We start from the raw sequence: 16,632 nt of genomic DNA, 5'->3' as shown, positions 1-16,632 counted from the left end.
GAGGAGGAACAGCACATTGATCAAATCATGGAAGCCGCAAGAACTGACGATTTCATATCATCAATTTACTGTATTTCAAAAGGGTTCCGCACCGCCAGTCATCGATTGGACAGATGAAGCGATTGAAAAAGGATATGCGGAAGCGGACGAAGCCATTTCGTTTGAGGCACAGCGAAATTCAAAGGTATATATTCTTTTGCGCCTTAACAGTTCAGAAACAGTTGCATCCTACGAAAAAAAAGTGACTGTTCCTTTTCACGTCACAAAAGACGGAATTGAAATTGAAAGCATCATGTCCAAAAGGCTGTCCTTTGACCTTCCTAAAGGGGACTATCAATTCACATGCTACACTGTGCCGGCTGAGCTGTCAGATCTGCACGCTGACACTTATATCATTGATGCTGTTTCCGTCTAATGAAAAGCCCTGAGAGGAATACTCTCAGGGACTCTTTATACATTTTCTCCATTTGTCTTAATGACATCCTGATACCAATAAAAGCTTTTTTTCTTCAATCGTTTTAAGTCATGTTCATTCTCTTCGTCACGATTCACATAAACAAAGCCGTATCTTTTTTGATAACCGTTCAGCCAGCTTAACAAATCAGTAAAGGACCAGCTGCAATATCCAATCAAATCGACTCCATCACTAATGGCCTGTCTGCATTGCTCAAGATGCGATTGCAAATAATCAATTCTATAATCATCATGTATAGTGCCGTCTTCAACTTTATCGAATTCTCCTAAACCGTTTTCTGTAATAAACACAGGAAGCTGATAACGTGTCGTAATACGGCGAAGCCCGATACGCAATCCTACCGGATCAATCGTCCAATCCCAGTTGCTCGTTGTTAGGTTCGGGTTTTTCTTAGTTTTAAATAGTCCCGGCATCCCTGTTTCCTGATTGGTCCCTTTTTGTCCCGTCGTATTCATTTTCCCTTCTGAAACACCGTCGAGCGGATTTCGTTCGTAAGTAATCGTTTGATAATAGTTGACACCTACAAAATCCGGCTTCCCTTTAGCAAGCAGCTCCATGTCACCCGGTTCGATTGTCGGCGCCCATCCCTGTTTTTCTAAATAGCGGAAAGGAATTTGCGGGTAGGTTCCCCAGCAGTACATATCCAGCCACCAATTATTCATAAATTCTTCAGCATTTTCAAATGCCGTAATGTCCTCTGGATGACTGGTTAAAGGGTATGCGGGAGAATAAGCAAAGCTTGGTCCTATGTTGCCTTCGGGCACATATTTTCTGAAGGACTCAATGGCTTTCGCATTTGCCAGAAACGCAATATGATTTGCTTCGTAAAATCGTTTTCTGTCCTTCACGCCAGGCGGATGCATAGCTGTTAGAAAGCCGTGATTAAAATTGTAGTTTTGTTCATTTAACGTTACCCAATATTTCACTTTCTGCCCAAAGCGTTTATAAAGAGTAATGCAGTAATGATTAAAATCCTCTATGATGTTTCTCGACTCAAATCCGCCATACTCGTCCATAAGCGCCTGAGGCAAATCCCAGTGATATAAAGTCAAAACCGGTTCTATGTTATGAGAAAGCAATTCATCAATCAGGTTATCGTAAAATGCCAGACCGGCTTCATTGATTTCTCCTTTTCCTTTTGGAAAAATACGCGGCCAGCTGACAGAGAATCGATATGCCTTCAGCCCCATCTCAGCCATCAGAGCGACATCTTCCTTATAACGGTGATAATGGTCAACTGCAACATCACCATTGGTGCCCTTAAACGTTTTGCCGGGGATTTTCGTAAACACGTCCCATACAGAAGGGCCTTTGCCATCTTCGTTCCAAGCTCCTTCAACCTGGTAAGCTGCTGAAGCCGAGCCCCATAAAAAATGTTTCGGAAAAGATTCTGGATGTTGATGGATCATTGTGTTAATCACTCCTGAAATATTTGATAAGCCTATCATAGGCTATGAAACGCGTTTCATAGCAACACGATGTTAATCCCGGAACAGTTCAGCTAATATTTTCTCTCTTTGTTCAAGAAAATATCTGGTTAACTGGACGTGTTCAGTGCTTTCGTATTCTGTATGATGAATACTGCCCCCGTCAAAGCTGAAAATGTCAGCATTCGGATAACCCAGCAAAATTGGAGAGTGAGTGGCAATGATGAACTGTACATTTCCGCCTTTCACTAAATCGTGTATGACTCTCAAAAAAGCTAACTGCCGTGAGGGAGAAAGAGCAGCTTCAGGCTCATCTAAAAGATAAATGGCTTTTCCTTTAAAACGATGTTGAAACAGCGACATAAAAGACTCACCATGCGATTGCTTGTGCAGCGGCTTCCCGCCATAGGAGAGATATGGCTGCGGAGCATCCCGTTCCACTTCATCAAGATGAAGAGAAAGCTGATAAAACGATTCTGCTCTTAAGAAAAAACCATTTGTGATCTTAGGAAGCCATGATAAACGTATGTAATCTCCCAAATGAGAGTCTGACTCCTGCAATTCATAGATATTATTACGGCTGCCGCCCGCTGTATTAAATTCACACTTATCAGCAATTGCTTCAAGCAACGTTGATTTCCCCGAGCCATTTTCCCCGACAAAAAAAGTCACTTCTCTGGTAAATGAAATGTCGTGTAATTGACTTACAGCAGGGATAGTGAATGGGTATCTGTTAAAGGACGGGATCTTATCTCTAAGGAGTGTTACTCTTTTTAAAAACATAGCTTCTCCTCTCGCGTTAAATGAATATATGAAGTAAAATCTTTTGAGCCATAAGAATGCGTTCTCATATTCCAAATTATATATTATATTGTCAGTATATTCTTTTTAACGATAATGAAAAAGCACCCAACCTCAATTGGATGCTTACAGCCTAATGTCTCTTTTCAAATTTATGCGGATGCGGATGAGGATGAGGTTTCGGAACAAAGCCGTTTTGTTTCATCATTTCAAAGTGTTTGACCATGTGATTTGTGATGTGATCTCCTCTTTCTTTAGGCAGAACTCCGTATTCTACATACTTTGAGATGACATCCTTGCGTTTTTTTAATATGTCTGCTTCCAGCTGTTCAATTTCTTTCTTTTGCTGTTCAGTCAGTGTAACGTTTGCAGGCGGCTGCTGATTCTGTTTTCCCGCTGCTTCAGCTGTGCCAGTTAAAGAAATAAAAGCCGCGGCAATGAGCATTCCGATGATATTGACTTTCACTTTTTTCATCCAGTTTATTCCTCCTAACTTTTTTCATATATTTTGCTTCATTCTGTTTTTTATGCATACAAAATAGAAAGAGCGAACCATTATTCGCTCTTTCTGATCTGTTCGTCCGTATAAAGTTCTTCTTCTCCCGGTGATGCGTAAGTAACGTATGTTCCTGCGATAAAATCATGCAGCGTCCGTTTGTCTTCTCTCAGCCCGATCATAAACAGGCTGACAATTAAGCCAAGCCCGAAGGTTATGCCGTAAACCAGGCCGCCAATGATGACTCGCATAATCATGGTAACCAGGCCGACCTGTGACCCGTCTTTTTTTACGATTCTGATTCCGCAAATCCTTTTTCCGATGAGATAACCTTGCCAAAATACCGGCAGCAAAATAGAGTACAGCAAAACGACCAGGCTGATGATCATGCTGTCGTTCGGGTCTTTTCCTGTGATCAGCCAATAGATCAGCAAAAGGGGCACCGAGACAATAATGTAATCCAGTAATGACGCTCCTAGTCTGATCCAAAATCCGGCTGGTTTGTAGATGTTCATGTAACTCCCCCATTATGGTTTCAATATGACTTTAATGTTGCCGTCTTCTTTCTTATCGAATATATCATATGCTCTAGGGGCATCAGCAAGACTTAATTTGTGCGTAATGATATCGGTAGGATCAATTTCTTGCTGCTCAACTAGTTGATACAGCATCGGCATCAGATGAATGACAGGTGCCTGTCCCATTTTGACAGATACATTGCGGGTGAAGAAAGCGCCGAGCGGAAAACCGTCCGCTTGAGAAATATATGCCCCTGTCAGCTGAACTGTGCCGAACTTTCTGACTGCTTCAGACGCGGTGAGAATCGGGCTGATGGTTCCGAATTGGTTCGGCTTTTCAGATGTTTTTTCTTTCGACAGCGGGGTCCCGTCCATTCCGACACAATCAATAACGACATCCGCTCCGCCGTCCGTTTCATCATAAAGAAGCTTCCCGATCTCATCATGTTCTGTAAAGTTGAACGTTTCCACGCTGTTTGTCCGTTTTGCATGCTCCAGTCGATGAGGAACTTGATCCACGGAGATGACGCGTTTCGCTCCCTTCATCCAAGCGAATTTTTGCGCCATTAACCCAATCGGCCCCGCTCCCAGAATCAAGACGGTATCGCCTTTTTTCACTCCGCTGTGCTCCACGCTCCAATATGCTGTCGGCATCACGTCGGATAGAAACAAGACCTGTTCATCCTTAAGCTCACTATCGGCAGGAACTTTGAAGGATGAAAAATCAGCAAACGGCACCCGCAAGTATTCAGCCTGTCCTCCAGGAAAATTGCCGTTATCTTCAGAAAAACCAAATAAACCGCCGACATCAGTATGCGGGTTTGGATTTGATTCGTCGCACTGGCTCTCCATTTGATGCTTGCAATAAAAGCATTCGCCGCACCCAATGTTAAACGGAATCACGACACGATCGCCTTTTTTTAGTGATTGAACCTCGCTTCCGGTCTCTTCAACTACTCCCATCGGTTCATGTCCGATAATATAATCCGACGCAGCCGGAATCCCGTTTTTATACAAATGAAGATCAGAGCCGCAAATACCTGTTGCCGTAATGCGGATAATAGCATCTCTTGCATCCTGAATCCGGGGAGCTTCAACCTCTTTCACTTCCACATGCTCTTTCCCTTGGTATGTCAGTGCTTTCATCCTTGGCCAACTCCTTTTTTATGACTCCTTCCCTTCCCGGCTGCTTTTAAACTCTCAGCTTCATTTGTATACACAATTCGAACTTTTTGAAAACGCCATCAACATATTGCAACCCCTTATGTTCAATGCTATCTTTTTAGTTGATTAACAGATTGGGGGAAACATAGGTGAAATCATGTAAGCAATCAAAAGCCGTTATCTTTAGCTTTACAATGGCTTTCTTTCTTATATTGGCAGCCTGTTCCGGCAAAGATGAAGCCGGTTCCAAGGATACAGGCTGGGAGCAGATCAAAGAAAAAGGAAAAATCGTCGTTGCTACGTCCGGCACACTTTATCCTACGTCCTATCATGATACCGATTCAGGTAAGGATCAACTGACAGGCTATGAGGTTGAAGTTGTTCGAGAAGCGGCTAAACGTCTCGGACTCAAAGTCGAGTTCAAGGAAATGGGCATCGACGGGATGCTGACAGCGGTGAACAGCGGCCAGGTTGACGCTGCCGCCAATGATATAGATGTGACAAAGGACCGCGAGAAAAAGTTCGCGTTTTCTTCTCCTTATAAATATTCATATGGCACAGCAATTGTCCGAAAAGATGATTTATCAGGGATTAAAACACTGAAAGATTTAAAAGGGAAAAAAGCGGCTGGCGCAGCGACAACTGTCTATATGGACGTTGCCAGAAAATACGGCGCACAAGAAGTCATTTATGATAACGCGACCAACGAGCAGTATTTAAAAGATGTTGCCAACGGCCGCACTGATGTCATCTTAAACGACTATTACCTGCAGACACTGGCACTCGCGGCATTCCCGGATCTTAACATAACGATCCATCCTGACATCAAGTACATGCCGAACAAACAGGCGCTTGTCATGAAAAAAAGCAATACTGAGCTTCAGAAACAAATGAACGAGACGCTGAAAAAGATGAGCAAGGACGGCACTTTGACAAAGCTGTCGAAACAATTCTTTAATAAAGCGGATGTATCAAAGAAACTGGATGTCGACGTTCAAGACGTTGACCTGTAATCAGACGCCATGATGTACAGCATTCAGTGGGAATATATTTTCAACACACAGCTGGCGATTGAATCGTTTCCTTATGTCATAAAGGGTATAGGGTACACGTTGCTTATTTCTTTTGTCAGCATGTTTGCGGGAACGGTAATCGGGCTGTTTATATCGCTCGCCAGAATGTCTAAGATTGCCCTGCTGAGATGGCCGGCGCGTCTCTACATTTCCTTTATGCGCGGCGTTCCGATTTTGGTGATCCTGTTTATCCTTTATTTTGGATTCCCTTATATCGGCATTGAATTTTCTGCCGTTACGGCCGCCTTGATCGGCTTTAGCCTCAACAGCGCCGCTTATATTGCGGAAATTAACCGTTCAGCCATTTCATCCGTTGAAAAGGGACAGTGGGAAGCCGCATCCTCGCTCGGTCTTTCATATTGGCAGACGATGAGGGGCATCATTTTGCCGCAATCGATCCGCATTGCGCTGCCTCCGCTCGCCAATGTATTGCTCGATTTGATCAAGGCATCCTCGCTTGCCGCGATGATTACGGTGCCGGAATTGCTCCAGCATGCGAAAATTATCGGGGGCCGAGAGTTTGATTACATGACCATGTATATTCTGACCGCACTCATTTATTGGGCCATCTGCTCCGTTGCGGCGGCTTTTCAGAATATCCTTGAGAAGAAATACGCGCATTATCTTTAAACAAACGTTTCATTAAAAAAAGCCGCTCCGCAGGAGACGGCTTTTTCCTATTGATTCAGCTTCCATTTAAATGGATCTTCAAACAGTGACCAATCGGAATCAAACTCATATTCAGTCAGCAAACATTGATCCAGCTCCTTCGTAATGGCGTCTTCATCCAAGTCTGTTCCGATAAACACCAGCTGCGTCAGACGATCGCCGAATTCCGGGTCCCAATCCTCTAATATTTCCGGCTCCTGCTGTTTGATTTGCTCCTGCTCAAGCTTCGGCATTGCCGCCACCCAATAGGATACCGGCTCAATCGTTACGGACGGGCCCGCTTGGGACATCAGAAGAGCGAGGCTGTTATGCGATGCGCACCAGACGATACCTTTGGCGCGGACAACATTTTTAGGCATTTGATCCATCCAGTGATAAAAGCGAGTTGAGTGAAATGGCAGCCGTCTTTTATAAACAAATGAAGAAATGCCGTATTCCTCGGTTTCCGGGGTATGGGCTGCATGGCCTGCCGTCAGCTCTCTTATCCAGCCGGCAGATCCGCTCGCTTCCTCGAAGTTAAATAGGCCCGTATGTAAAATCTCCTGCGGCTTGACGTTCCCTTTGACAGCGCGAATGAATGTAGCCCTTGGCTGCAGGGTGCGAAGGACTCTCTCAAGCTGTTCAAGCTCTTGCTCGCTGACTAAATCACATTTATTTAAGATCAGAACATCGCAAAACTCAATTTGATCGATTAACAGGTCGGCAATTTCTCTTTCGTCTTCTTCCCCAAGTGCTTCTTTGCGGTCCAGAAGGCTGTCACCCGACTGATAGTCATGCCAAAAACGGTTCGCATCAACCACTGTCACCATCGTATCTAACTCACAAAACTTGGTGAGATCGATTCCCAGCTCTTCGTCAATATAAGAAAATGTCTGGGCCACCGGGATCGGTTCGCTGATTCCCGTCGATTCGATTACGATATAATCAAACCGTCCGTCTTTTGCCAGCTTCTCCACTTCGACTAACAAATCCTCGCGAAGTGTGCAGCAAATGCAGCCGTTTGACATTTCCACTAGCTTTTCATCTGTTCTGGAAAGCCCGCCTTCCTGCTTGACCAGCCCCGCGTCAATGTTTACCTCACTCATGTCATTTACAATAACGGCTATTTTTAAGCCTTCGCGATTTTGCAAAATGCTGTTGAGCAGTGTTGTTTTTCCCGCGCCAAGATAGCCGCTTAGTACTGTAACCGGAATTTTTTTCATTGTGATCATACCCTCTCAAAATAGAATCATTACGATTTAAATGCCGTATGTGTAATGGTGAATGCCGCTTTTCGCGCCCCGGAAATATTTCTCGCTGTCGGCCCGATTTCAAGTTCCGCAAAGGCACCCATCACGTATAACCCGTTCCCCCATTGCAAATCCTTGCCGACAATCGGAAAGCCGCAGCCGGCAAAAGGCAATTGCTCTGCTTGCGCTGCTTTTTGAACCCACTCGAATCGGCTGATGTCAGAGGCAAAGCCTGTTGCCAGCGCGATATGATCGAATGTGTATGACGATTCATTTTTCTTCAGCTGTATCTGCAGCCGGCCGTCAGCTGTTTTTTGACATGATATCACTTCATCCTGAATGACCTTTATCCTGCCCTCTTCTCTATAGACAGCAAGCTTTCTTGAGATGTCCTTCGGGAAGGAGCCGCGATGTCTGGCGTTCGTAATCCATTGCTTCTCTTTTGGTAGTCTGGCGTTTTGCTGAATCTTTTCATATACTTCGGGCCAAGCCAGCCCGGATCACTGTCAAATTCATAGGTGCGGAACGGATGCCTCACGAACATCGTCACGTCGCGCCCGTCATCTGAGAGCTTTATGGCGTAATGAGCCGCCGTGATCCCTCCGCCCACAACTGCCGCTTTAACGTCTTCCTGTTTTAACCCTTGCACATCCCTGTCAAACACATGATAAATGCCGTCATTCTGAAATGGCTGTGCCCACTCCGGCCAGCAAGGCTGTTGTGAAAAACTCATGGCTAGCACAACTCTTTCGCCTATGATTGTTTCGGAGGCATCTGTCCTCACTTCCCACAATCCGTTTTTCCTTCTCAAGTCTGTCACCATGCCTGTCTTCCACGCCTGATCAATATGTATCTCATCCAATACAGTTTCACAATGCTGATTAAAAAGCGATAAAGAGGGGCGCTTATACCTCCCGAAGAATACCTCCGGCCACTGGCTTTTATCCGCATACGTTTGCAGGCTGAACGGCTCGGTATCCATGTGATGGACCGATGGAGAGCGTAAATCATTCATCCGAATGCGGGCCGTATTTCGCTTCCAGCACTCAAGGGGCTGTTCATGAGGATCAATGACCGCAAGATCCTGGATAGGCACCTTTCCGCTCTTCACCAGATGCACAGCCAAGGTCGACCCTTGAATTCCGCCGCCGATGATAAGCCATTTATACATAGGAGTAACTCCTTTCTGAACAAAACGTAATTATTACGATTTAAATCCTATGTTCTTTTTTCCTTTTTGTCAACTGCTTTCTATTCAGCTGATCACAACTTTTGTGTGTACAGGTATGTTTTCGTATATCCATTTCGCATCTGGAATGGATAGTCTGATACAGCCATGGGATGCTTTTGCCCCTAATTTTTTTGCTTCCTTTTCAATGACTTTTTTGTCCTTTGTCATGGGTACGCTGTGAAAAAGAAATTCTCCATGATTTTTCCATGAGACCCAGTATTCCGCCCCTTCCTGATATCCTTCAGAGAAAAACCATTCTCCCCGTTCAGGCTCGATATGAAATGTACCTTTCGGTGTGGAATCATCGTGGGTTTGATCGAGTCCTGATGAAAAGATCATGGTGTAGATGGTTTTGCTTCCGGCTTTGATATAAGCCTTCTGCTGTTTCACGTCCACTTCAATCCAGACATTTTTCAGCTGCTTGATATCGGGGTATTCTCCGCCGGAAGGCTTTGTCCAATCAATGCTTGTTTTCTCTGCCGTTATGTGTTTGTCTGTTTTCTTCATTTGAGATCCCGCTTTCTCGTCCGCATGATAAGAGCAGGCTGACAGCAGAATTGCCGGCGCAAAAACAGCAAGTAATAAGAATGAAAGTTTCATAGTCATTCCCCCTGTTTCGAAAACATAAGCTTCGCATAGGCATCGTGCAGATGAATTGATTCTTCATTTCTGCATTCAATATCAAAGGCCGACACCCATTCAAGCTCATATAAATCTGCGGCAATGAGACGAGCCAGATCCTCAACAAATCTGGGATTTTCATATGCGGTTTCCGTTATGGCTTTTTCATCCGGCCGCTTTAGCACCGGGTGCAGTCTCGCGCTGGCATTTGATTCTGCAACGTGAAGCAAATCGGCTTTTACATCGACAGGGAGCAGTGCCGTTGGATGAATATCGGCCAAAATGCTGACCGTTCCTCTCTGATTGTGGGCACTGTATTCACTGATTTCCTTAGAGCAAGGGCAAAGAGTCGTTACTTTCGCTGAGATACAGGCCCGCTGTTTAAACGGCTGATCTTCGTGATAAGTGACAGACATCAGCATCTCAGCATGCATCAGCCCCACTTTCCCAAGCATTGGACTCTTTCTTTCGAAATACCATGGAAACCGCACTTCGACGGAAGCCGAGATTTGATCCATGTTTTCTGCAAGCTCTTTCGTAAATTACTGAAGAGAAGAAAATGAGAGAATCCAGCCGTTTTGATGATAGCGTTGAAGCTGCTCTGTGAATCGGCTCATATTGATGCCCTTCTGATTCCGCTGCAGGCTGGCGGTCATGGTAAAATTCGCTGCTGTCGTTTGCTGACAAGGCTTCAACGCTGAGGTAACAGTGACCGGGTGAGACACATTGGTGACACCTACTTGCTGAATATAAAAAAAATAGTCTTTTCTGGTATTCTGAAGATCCTTCATGTTCTCCTTTTCCACAGGCTTTTGCCCTTTCATGGGACTGACCGACCCAAAATATTGAAGACGCTCCGTTTTTTCCGGGAGCAGAATGTGTTGTTCCAATCAGAAAACTCCTTCCTCTTTAAATCGTAATTATTACTATTTATTCTGATCGGTTCACGAGTTAAAATCAAGAGAAAGTTGAAAACAGCAAAAAAAGACACGCGCAAGCGCGTGTCTCCCATCCAACATCAAACATCCGCCGGGCTGCTTTCCGCGCTCCAGCTTTTTCTCCAGTAATATCCTGCGGCACTCACAAGCACAAACGCCAGCAATGCGATACAGGAAAACGTGATAAATCCGATGGCATATGTGCCTGTCATCTGTTTTAATGACCCTAAAATGTTTGGCAGAAAGAACCCTCCGATGCCTCCTGCTGCGCCGACGATCCCCGTCACCATTCCAATTTCTTTCCGGAAGCGCTGCGGGACGAGCTGAAACACTGCTCCGTTGCCCATTCCGAGTCCCATCATTCCGACAAATAAAAGGATGATAACCATTGAAAGAGACGGCAGACTGCTGACTCCAGCCATGCAAAGAGCCACGATGACAAACAGAACAGAAAGAACCTTCGTGCCCCCGACTCGATCGGAAATCCAGCCCCCTACAGGCCGGAAAAAACTGCCCGCTGCTACACATAATGTGACGAAATCTCCCGCGTGAATTTTTGACAGCTGGTATTGATCGACGAAGAATATCGCCAAAAAGCTGGACAGCCCGACAAATCCTCCAAAAGTAACACTGTACAGCAGACAGAAAAACCACGTTTCCTTTTGTCTGAACACCTGCAAGTAGTTTTTGAGCGGCTGCGGCGCCGGTTGTTCAGGAGAATTCTTCGCCATGAAAACAAATAGAATAAAGACGATGATCAGAGGAAGAAGCGCAATTCCCATCACGCTGTGCCAGCCGAACTGCTCTGCAAGACGGGGGCCAAACAGTGTCGCAAACAAGGTGCCGCTGTTACCCGCACCGGCTATCCCCATCGCCAGTCCCTGCAAATGAGGCGGATACCACCGGCTTGCCATAGGAAGCGCAACAGCAAAGCTCGCGCCTGCCACGCCAAGCAGAATGCCGATCGCGTAAAGCTCAGTCAGCGTACGGCCGCCAAAAGTTCCCCAAAGCAGCGGGATCATTGTCACCAGCATTCCGGTCACAGCTGTTTTTTTCGGCCCGATTCTGTCCGTTAATACGCCTAATATGATCCGAAACACAGATCCCGATAAAATCGGCACAGCCACGATAAGCCCTTTTTCAAAGGGAGACAGGCCAAAATCCTGAGAAATATAAACACCAAGCGCCCCAAGCATAACCCATATCATAAAACTTACATCAAAGTATAAAAACGAGCAGAGCAAAGTGGACGGGTGACCGCTTGTTTTCAGTTCCGACAGCTTCATAACATTCCCCTTTCTTGACCCTATAAAAATTTCAATTTTCTGAATCAAGAATATATGACCTTATTTTTTCGGAAAAGACATGTGTAAGCTAATGTGACACGTTTAATGCGTTAACTGAGCATTGTGCCATAATTTTTGATAGGAGAAAAACTTACAAGCTGAGGCAAAGGAGGTCTGGCAAATGAAGAAACAAAGATTAATTGTAGCAGGGAACGGAATGGCCGGAATTCGCTGTATTGAAGAAATATTAAAGCTTCATCGTGACATGTTTGAGATTATCATTTTCGGCAGCGAACCACATCCCAACTATAATCGCATTCTCTTATCCTCCGTTTTACAGGGGGAGACATCGCTCAATGACATTGTGCTGAACAGCAGTGAATGGTACGCCAAGCAAGGCATTACACTTTACACAGGTGAAACGGTCGTTCAAATCAACACAGACTTGCAGCAAGTCATCACAGATCAAAAACGCAGCCTGTCCTACGACAAATTGATTCTGGCAACAGGCTCCTCCCCTCATATTCTCCCCATCCCCGGGACAGACAAAGAAGGTGTTTACGGCTTTCGGACAATAGAAGACTGCCAAGCTTTTATCAGCATGGCGGAACGTTATCAAAAGGCAGCGGTCATCGGCGCCGGCTTATTAGGCCTTGAGGCGGCTGTCGGCCTGCGGCATCTGGGCATGGATGTCAGCGTCATTCACCACTCTCCCAGCATTATGCAAAAACAGCTCGATCAAACAGCGTCTCGTCTGCTTCAGTCTGAGCTGGAACGAAAAGGCTTAACCTTTCTTTTAGAGAAAGACACAGCATCCATTACAGGAGGCTCACGGGCAGATGGTATCCGGTTCAGCGACGGCTCTTCGATAAAAGCAGACTTGATTGTAATGGCGGCTGGTGTAAGACCCAATATCCAATTGGCTGCATCAGCAGGAATCGCCGCAAACCGCGGCTTCATCGTCAATCAATTCATGCAGACGAGCAAACAGAATGTGTATGCCGTCGGGGAATGCGCCGAGCACAACGGAATGGTATACGGATTGGTCGCGCCTCTTTATGAACAAGGAAAAGTCCTCGCACAACACATCTGCGGCGTTCCATGTGAAGGTTATCATGGCTCTGCCCAATCTGCAGCCTTAAAAATAGCGGGAATTGATGTGTGGTCGGCAGGAAAGGTGCGCGAAGACGCAGGCACGACGAGCATTAAGCTTCATGATGAACATGCCGGCTGCTACAAAAAAGTCCTCTTTGAGAACGACAAACTGGCTGGCGTTATTTTATTCGGAGACACACGTGATAAACAGCGGCTTCTCGACAGCCTTCTTAAACAAAGAGACATTTCCATTGTCAAAAAGCAGCTGATCGAACCAGATCAAAGCGGCATTTCATTTGCATCTATGCCTTCCGCTGAACCCATTTGTCAATGCAACTCGGTGACAAAAGGGTTGATTGAAGAAGCGGTGCACACGAAAGGCTTAACAACGGTCGAAGAAGTTAAGCAGTGCACAAAAGCATCCGGCTCTTGCGGAGGCTGCAAGCCGCTCGTTGAAGACCTTCTGAAATACATGGCCAGCAGCGAATATACTGAACCAGCCGGCCAGCCTTCGTTTTGCGGCTGCACTGATTTGACGGAAGATGAAGTCATCGCTGAACTGCACCGATGTCATTTCCCCGATCCTGCTGCGGCAATGATTCAGCTTGGCTGGAAAACGAAAAACGGCTGCCGCGTTTGTGTTCCGGCGCTTAACTATTACATGGAATTGCTGCAGCCTGGCTATATCCAGTCTTTTGAAACATCGTCCGGGGATACATGCACCCTCATTCCGCAAATGTACGGCGGGCTGACAAATGCGAAGGAACTCAGAAACATCGCAAACATCATCGAGACATTCGGCATCCCCAATGTTTCAATAACTCACGGCCAGAGGCTGAAGCTTTCCGGAATCCGGCCGAATGACCTTGCAAACATCAAAAAAGAACTGCACATGCCAGTTTTCACTCATCAGCACCGCCGCTCGCTGCAAAGTGTCATAGCATGTTCGTGCGGGGAAGATCGCTCTATTCAAAAGCTGGCAAGCCATATCGAAAGACATACTGACATGCTTTCCATGCCTGATCACATATCCATCAGCTTGTCGTGTGAAAAAGACTGCACCGCCGCAGCTATACAGGATATCGGCGCCATTCGAACACAAGAGGGCTGGGACATTTACACTGGCGGCATCCGGGGAGGGCATGCCCGTGCCGGAATGCTGTTTTGTGTGACGGATAGCGAAGAAAATACTGCCATTATGATGAAAGGCCTTCTTCAATATTATCGCGAAACGGCTCACTACGCAGAAGCGGTTCATCAGTGGATTGACCGCCTCGGCATCATTCATATCAGAGAGGTATTATTTGAACAGGATTTGCGGACGCAGCTGCTGGAAAACCTTCAAACAGACCTGTCATTGATACAAAATCAGCCTATACAGGCTGGCGCACTTAAGAAAGGATGAGGCATTTTGACTGAACGACTGCTTAGATATTTCCGCGAAAAACAGCAAGACATCCAATCAGAAAAAACATACGACACCCAATGTCCGTTTTGCAGCATGCAATGCAAAATGCAGCTTGTGGAACAAACCGTTGTCACACGGAAAAAGTATACAGCCATCGGCATCGACAATCCCACGACACAAGGCCGTTTATGCATGAAAGGGATGAACGCCCACCAGCATGCCCTGCACTCCTCCCGCATCACCCGGCCGCTGCTCAAAAAAAACGGTGAGTTTGTGCCTGTTTCCTGGGCTGAAGCGCTGAACTATATAAAAGAGCAAGTCACCCTGATCCAAGACAAACACGGCCATGATGCGATGGCTGTCTACGGAAGCGCCTCGATTACGAATGAAGAGGCATATCTGTTAGGAAAGTTCGCACGAGTCGGCTTGCAGACAAAATACATAGATTACAACGGCCGGCTCTGTATGTCCGCCGCAGCAACCGGAGCCAACCAAACATTCGGAGCAGACAGAGGCTTGACGACTCCCTTAGCGGAAATCCCCCACACCCGAGTGATCATTTTGGCCGGCACCAATATCGCGGAATGCCAGCCGACCATCATGCCGTATTTTGAACAAGCGAAAGAAAACGGGGCTTATCTCATTGCCATTGACCCCCGGGAAACAGCGACGACAAAAATAGCCGACCTTCATCTGAAAATCAAACCCGGAACAGACGCCGCCCTTGCCAACGGTTTAGTCAAAATCATCATAGACGAACAGCTGATAAACGAAGACTTCATTCGCACGCGCACAAACGGGTTTGATGAGCTCAAACAGCATACCGGCGCTTTAAATCTGGAAGACATCGCCGAACAGACAAGTGTTCCTTTAGAACAAATGCGAAAGGCCGCTATGAAGTTTGCCAAGGAAACGTCCGGCATGCTGTTTACAGCCCGCGGCATTGAACAGCAAACCGACGGAACCGCAGCTGTGAAAGGCTTCTTAAATGTGGTGCTGATCACAGGAAAAATCGGCAAGCCTTACTCGGGCTACGGAGCGATCACCGGACAGGGCAATGGGCAAGGCGCCCGAGAGCATGGCCAAAAAGCAGATCAGCTTCCCGGCTACCGTTCCATCGAAAACGAAGAACATCGGGCTTATATTGCAAAAGTGTGGGGAGTCAATCCGGATGAGCTCCCGCGAAAAGGCGTCTCAGCCTATGAAATGATGGAAAAAATCAACGATGGAGACATTAAAGGACTGTTTCTAATGTGTTCCAATCCAGCAGTCTCCAGCCCAAATGCCAACCTTGTCAAACAGGCGCTGTCGAAACTGACATTTTTTGTTGCGATCGACTTGTTTCTATCTGAAACTGCGAAATTCGCTGATGTCATTTTGCCCGCATCCTCTTATTTAGAAGACGAAGGCACGATGACTAATGTTGAAGGCCGCGTGACATTGAGGGAAGCGAGCCGCCCCTGCCCGGGAGATGCAAAGCATGATTGGCAGATCATTTGCGAAATCGCGTCCGCTCTCGGAAAAGGCCGTTATTTTTCCTACACGTCTGCGGAGGATATCTTTAACGAATTGAGAGAAGCAAGCCGCGGCGGAATCGCCGATTATTCCGGCATCACATACGACAGGCTCAGACAAGAAGGCGGGATTCACTGGCCGTGTCCGGAGCCTGATCATCCCGGAACCGGGCGCTTGTTTGAGGACTCATTTGCACATCCGGATCAAAAAGCGGCATTAAGTGTGATCCCAAACGAACCCGTTGTTCCAAAAGATAAGCCGACCGCCGAATATCCGTTGTTTTTAACGACCGGAAGAGTCATGTCTCATTATTTAACAGGTGTCCAAACGAGAAAAAGCGCCTCTTTGGCCGCAAGACATTTCGAATCATTTATGGAAATCCATCCGAAAACAGCAGCGGCCTACAATATCGAAGACCGCGTTCTCTTGAACATCGAATCTCCTCGCGGAAGCATCACCGTCCGCAGCAAATGGTCAGAACACATCAGAAAAGACACAGTATTTGTTCCCATCCACTGGGCGGATGCCCAAAACGTAAATGATCTGATTGGCGACAGCCTAGATCCAGCGTGTAAAATGCCCGGTTTTAAGGTATGCGCCGTCCGAGTCAGACCTATTTAAAATTTTCATAAAATTTTTAGAAATTTTCGTATTTTTTGTTACATTTTATAACATGCATCTTAAAT

The 16,632-nt window shown here is 46.2% G+C and carries 15 protein-coding genes and 1 pseudogene; 5 read left to right on the top strand and 11 right to left on the bottom strand.

All coding sequences use genetic code 11. From position 1 onward, the window contains the following. The first annotated feature begins 16 nt into the window (after nt 1-16). Complete coding sequence (locus UJ203_RS15870; protein WP_188323519.1) at nt 17-415, top strand: competence protein ComJ; 399 nt, start codon at nt 17-19, stop codon at nt 413-415. 35 nt (nt 416-450) lie between these two features. Here the strand turns inward: UJ203_RS15870 and UJ203_RS15865 are convergent, their stop codons facing one another. The 5 genes from UJ203_RS15865 to UJ203_RS15845 all read right to left on the bottom strand — a co-directional run bounded on the left by UJ203_RS15865 (nt 451) and on the right by UJ203_RS15845 (nt 4,863). Next, nucleotides 451-1,884 carry a glycoside hydrolase family 1 protein gene (locus tag UJ203_RS15865; protein ID WP_322012281.1) on the bottom strand — a complete coding sequence of 478 codons (1,434 nt, stop codon included), beginning with the start codon at nt 1,882-1,884 and terminating at the stop codon, nt 451-453. A gap of 72 nt (nt 1,885-1,956) precedes the next feature. Further along, nucleotides 1,957-2,685 (bottom strand): AAA family ATPase, encoded by a 729-nt coding sequence (locus UJ203_RS15860; RefSeq protein ID WP_322012279.1) that lies wholly within the window; start codon nt 2,683-2,685, stop codon nt 1,957-1,959. Between the two features lie 151 nt (nt 2,686-2,836). After that, the gene (locus UJ203_RS15855; RefSeq protein WP_322012278.1) at nt 2,837-3,178 is read right to left on the bottom strand and encodes a YckD family protein; all 342 of its coding nucleotides are present in this window, start codon (nt 3,176-3,178) and stop codon (nt 2,837-2,839) included. A gap of 80 nt (nt 3,179-3,258) precedes the next feature. Beyond that, the gene (locus UJ203_RS15850) at nt 3,259-3,714 is read right to left on the bottom strand and encodes an RDD family protein (RefSeq protein ID WP_322012277.1); all 456 of its coding nucleotides are present in this window, start codon (nt 3,712-3,714) and stop codon (nt 3,259-3,261) included. A gap of 12 nt (nt 3,715-3,726) precedes the next feature. Continuing rightward, nucleotides 3,727-4,863, bottom strand: coding sequence for a zinc-dependent alcohol dehydrogenase (locus UJ203_RS15845; protein WP_322012276.1), 1,137 nt, complete (start codon nt 4,861-4,863; stop codon nt 3,727-3,729). A 167-nt stretch (nt 4,864-5,030) separates the two neighbouring features. Between UJ203_RS15845 and UJ203_RS15840 the strand changes: the two genes are divergently transcribed. Next, nucleotides 5,031-5,894, top strand: a complete 864-nt coding sequence (locus UJ203_RS15840; RefSeq protein WP_322012272.1) for a transporter substrate-binding domain-containing protein — start codon at nt 5,031-5,033, stop codon at nt 5,892-5,894. A gap of 9 nt (nt 5,895-5,903) precedes the next feature. After that, nucleotides 5,904-6,584 (top strand): amino acid ABC transporter permease, encoded by a 681-nt coding sequence (locus UJ203_RS15835; protein ID WP_026014657.1) that lies wholly within the window; start codon nt 5,904-5,906, stop codon nt 6,582-6,584. Between the two features lie 47 nt (nt 6,585-6,631). Here UJ203_RS15835 and zinU read toward each other — a convergent pair whose 3' ends face one another. The 6 genes and pseudogenes from zinU to UJ203_RS15805 all read right to left on the bottom strand — a co-directional run bounded on the left by zinU (nt 6,632) and on the right by UJ203_RS15805 (nt 11,928). Then, the gene (zinU, locus tag UJ203_RS15830; protein ID WP_322012268.1) at nt 6,632-7,825 is read right to left on the bottom strand and encodes a zinc metallochaperone ZinU; all 1,194 of its coding nucleotides are present in this window, start codon (nt 7,823-7,825) and stop codon (nt 6,632-6,634) included. 29 nt (nt 7,826-7,854) lie between these two features. Further along, on the bottom strand, nt 7,855-8,181 hold the full coding sequence (locus UJ203_RS15825) for a hypothetical protein (RefSeq protein ID WP_322012266.1): 327 nt from the start codon (nt 8,179-8,181) through the stop codon (nt 7,855-7,857). Between the two features lie 17 nt (nt 8,182-8,198). Continuing rightward, on the bottom strand, nt 8,199-9,023 hold the full coding sequence (locus UJ203_RS15820) for an NAD(P)-binding domain-containing protein (RefSeq protein ID WP_322012264.1): 825 nt from the start codon (nt 9,021-9,023) through the stop codon (nt 8,199-8,201). An 84-nt stretch (nt 9,024-9,107) separates the two neighbouring features. Continuing rightward, on the bottom strand, nt 9,108-9,683 hold the full coding sequence (locus UJ203_RS15815) for a L,D-transpeptidase (protein WP_322012260.1): 576 nt from the start codon (nt 9,681-9,683) through the stop codon (nt 9,108-9,110). Between the two features lie 2 nt (nt 9,684-9,685). Then, nucleotides 9,686-10,594, bottom strand: a pseudogene (gene folE2 / locus UJ203_RS15810) (GTP cyclohydrolase FolE2). A 128-nt stretch (nt 10,595-10,722) separates the two neighbouring features. Next, nucleotides 10,723-11,928 carry a nitrate/nitrite transporter gene (locus tag UJ203_RS15805; RefSeq protein WP_322012258.1) on the bottom strand — a complete coding sequence of 402 codons (1,206 nt, stop codon included), beginning with the start codon at nt 11,926-11,928 and terminating at the stop codon, nt 10,723-10,725. A gap of 181 nt (nt 11,929-12,109) precedes the next feature. Between UJ203_RS15805 and nirB the strand changes: the two genes are divergently transcribed. Together nirB and nasC are read left to right on the top strand one after the other, a co-directional pair. After that, on the top strand, nt 12,110-14,428 hold the full coding sequence (gene nirB, locus UJ203_RS15800; RefSeq protein WP_322012254.1) for a nitrite reductase large subunit NirB: 2,319 nt from the start codon (nt 12,110-12,112) through the stop codon (nt 14,426-14,428). Between the two features lie 6 nt (nt 14,429-14,434). After that, nucleotides 14,435-16,567 carry an assimilatory nitrate reductase catalytic subunit NasC gene (gene nasC, locus UJ203_RS15795; RefSeq protein ID WP_322012252.1) on the top strand — a complete coding sequence of 711 codons (2,133 nt, stop codon included), beginning with the start codon at nt 14,435-14,437 and terminating at the stop codon, nt 16,565-16,567. Nucleotides 16,568-16,632 lie beyond the last annotated feature (65 nt).

The sequence above is a fragment of the Bacillus sp. V26 genome, assembly GCF_034296245.1.
GTDB lineage: Bacteria > Bacillota > Bacilli > Bacillales > Bacillaceae > Bacillus > Bacillus halotolerans.
This window is presented reverse-complemented; position numbering and strand designations above follow the sequence as displayed.

Excerpts from the sequence above, each read along its gene's own strand:
- UJ203_RS15850 (WP_322012277.1), bottom strand. The coding sequence starts at position 3,714 with ATGAACATCTACAAACCAGCCGGATTTTGGATCAGACTAGGAGCGTCA.
- UJ203_RS15835 (WP_026014657.1), top strand. The coding sequence starts at position 5,904 with ATGATGTACAGCATTCAGTGGGAATATATTTTCAACACACAGCTGGCG.
- zinU (WP_322012268.1), bottom strand. The coding sequence starts at position 7,825 with ATGAAAAAAATTCCGGTTACAGTACTAAGCGGCTATCTTGGCGCGGGA.
- UJ203_RS15865 (WP_322012281.1), bottom strand. The coding sequence starts at position 1,884 with ATGATCCATCAACATCCAGAATCTTTTCCGAAACATTTTTTATGGGGC.
- UJ203_RS15815 (WP_322012260.1), bottom strand. The coding sequence starts at position 9,683 with ATGAAACTTTCATTCTTATTACTTGCTGTTTTTGCGCCGGCAATTCTG.
- UJ203_RS15805 (WP_322012258.1), bottom strand. The coding sequence starts at position 11,928 with ATGAAGCTGTCGGAACTGAAAACAAGCGGTCACCCGTCCACTTTGCTC.
- UJ203_RS15820 (WP_322012264.1), bottom strand. The coding sequence starts at position 9,023 with ATGTATAAATGGCTTATCATCGGCGGCGGAATTCAAGGGTCGACCTTG.
- UJ203_RS15855 (WP_322012278.1), bottom strand. The coding sequence starts at position 3,178 with ATGAAAAAAGTGAAAGTCAATATCATCGGAATGCTCATTGCCGCGGCT.
- UJ203_RS15845 (WP_322012276.1), bottom strand. The coding sequence starts at position 4,863 with ATGAAAGCACTGACATACCAAGGGAAAGAGCATGTGGAAGTGAAAGAG.
- nirB (WP_322012254.1), top strand. The coding sequence starts at position 12,110 with ATGAAGAAACAAAGATTAATTGTAGCAGGGAACGGAATGGCCGGAATT.
- UJ203_RS15860 (WP_322012279.1), bottom strand. The coding sequence starts at position 2,685 with ATGTTTTTAAAAAGAGTAACACTCCTTAGAGATAAGATCCCGTCCTTT.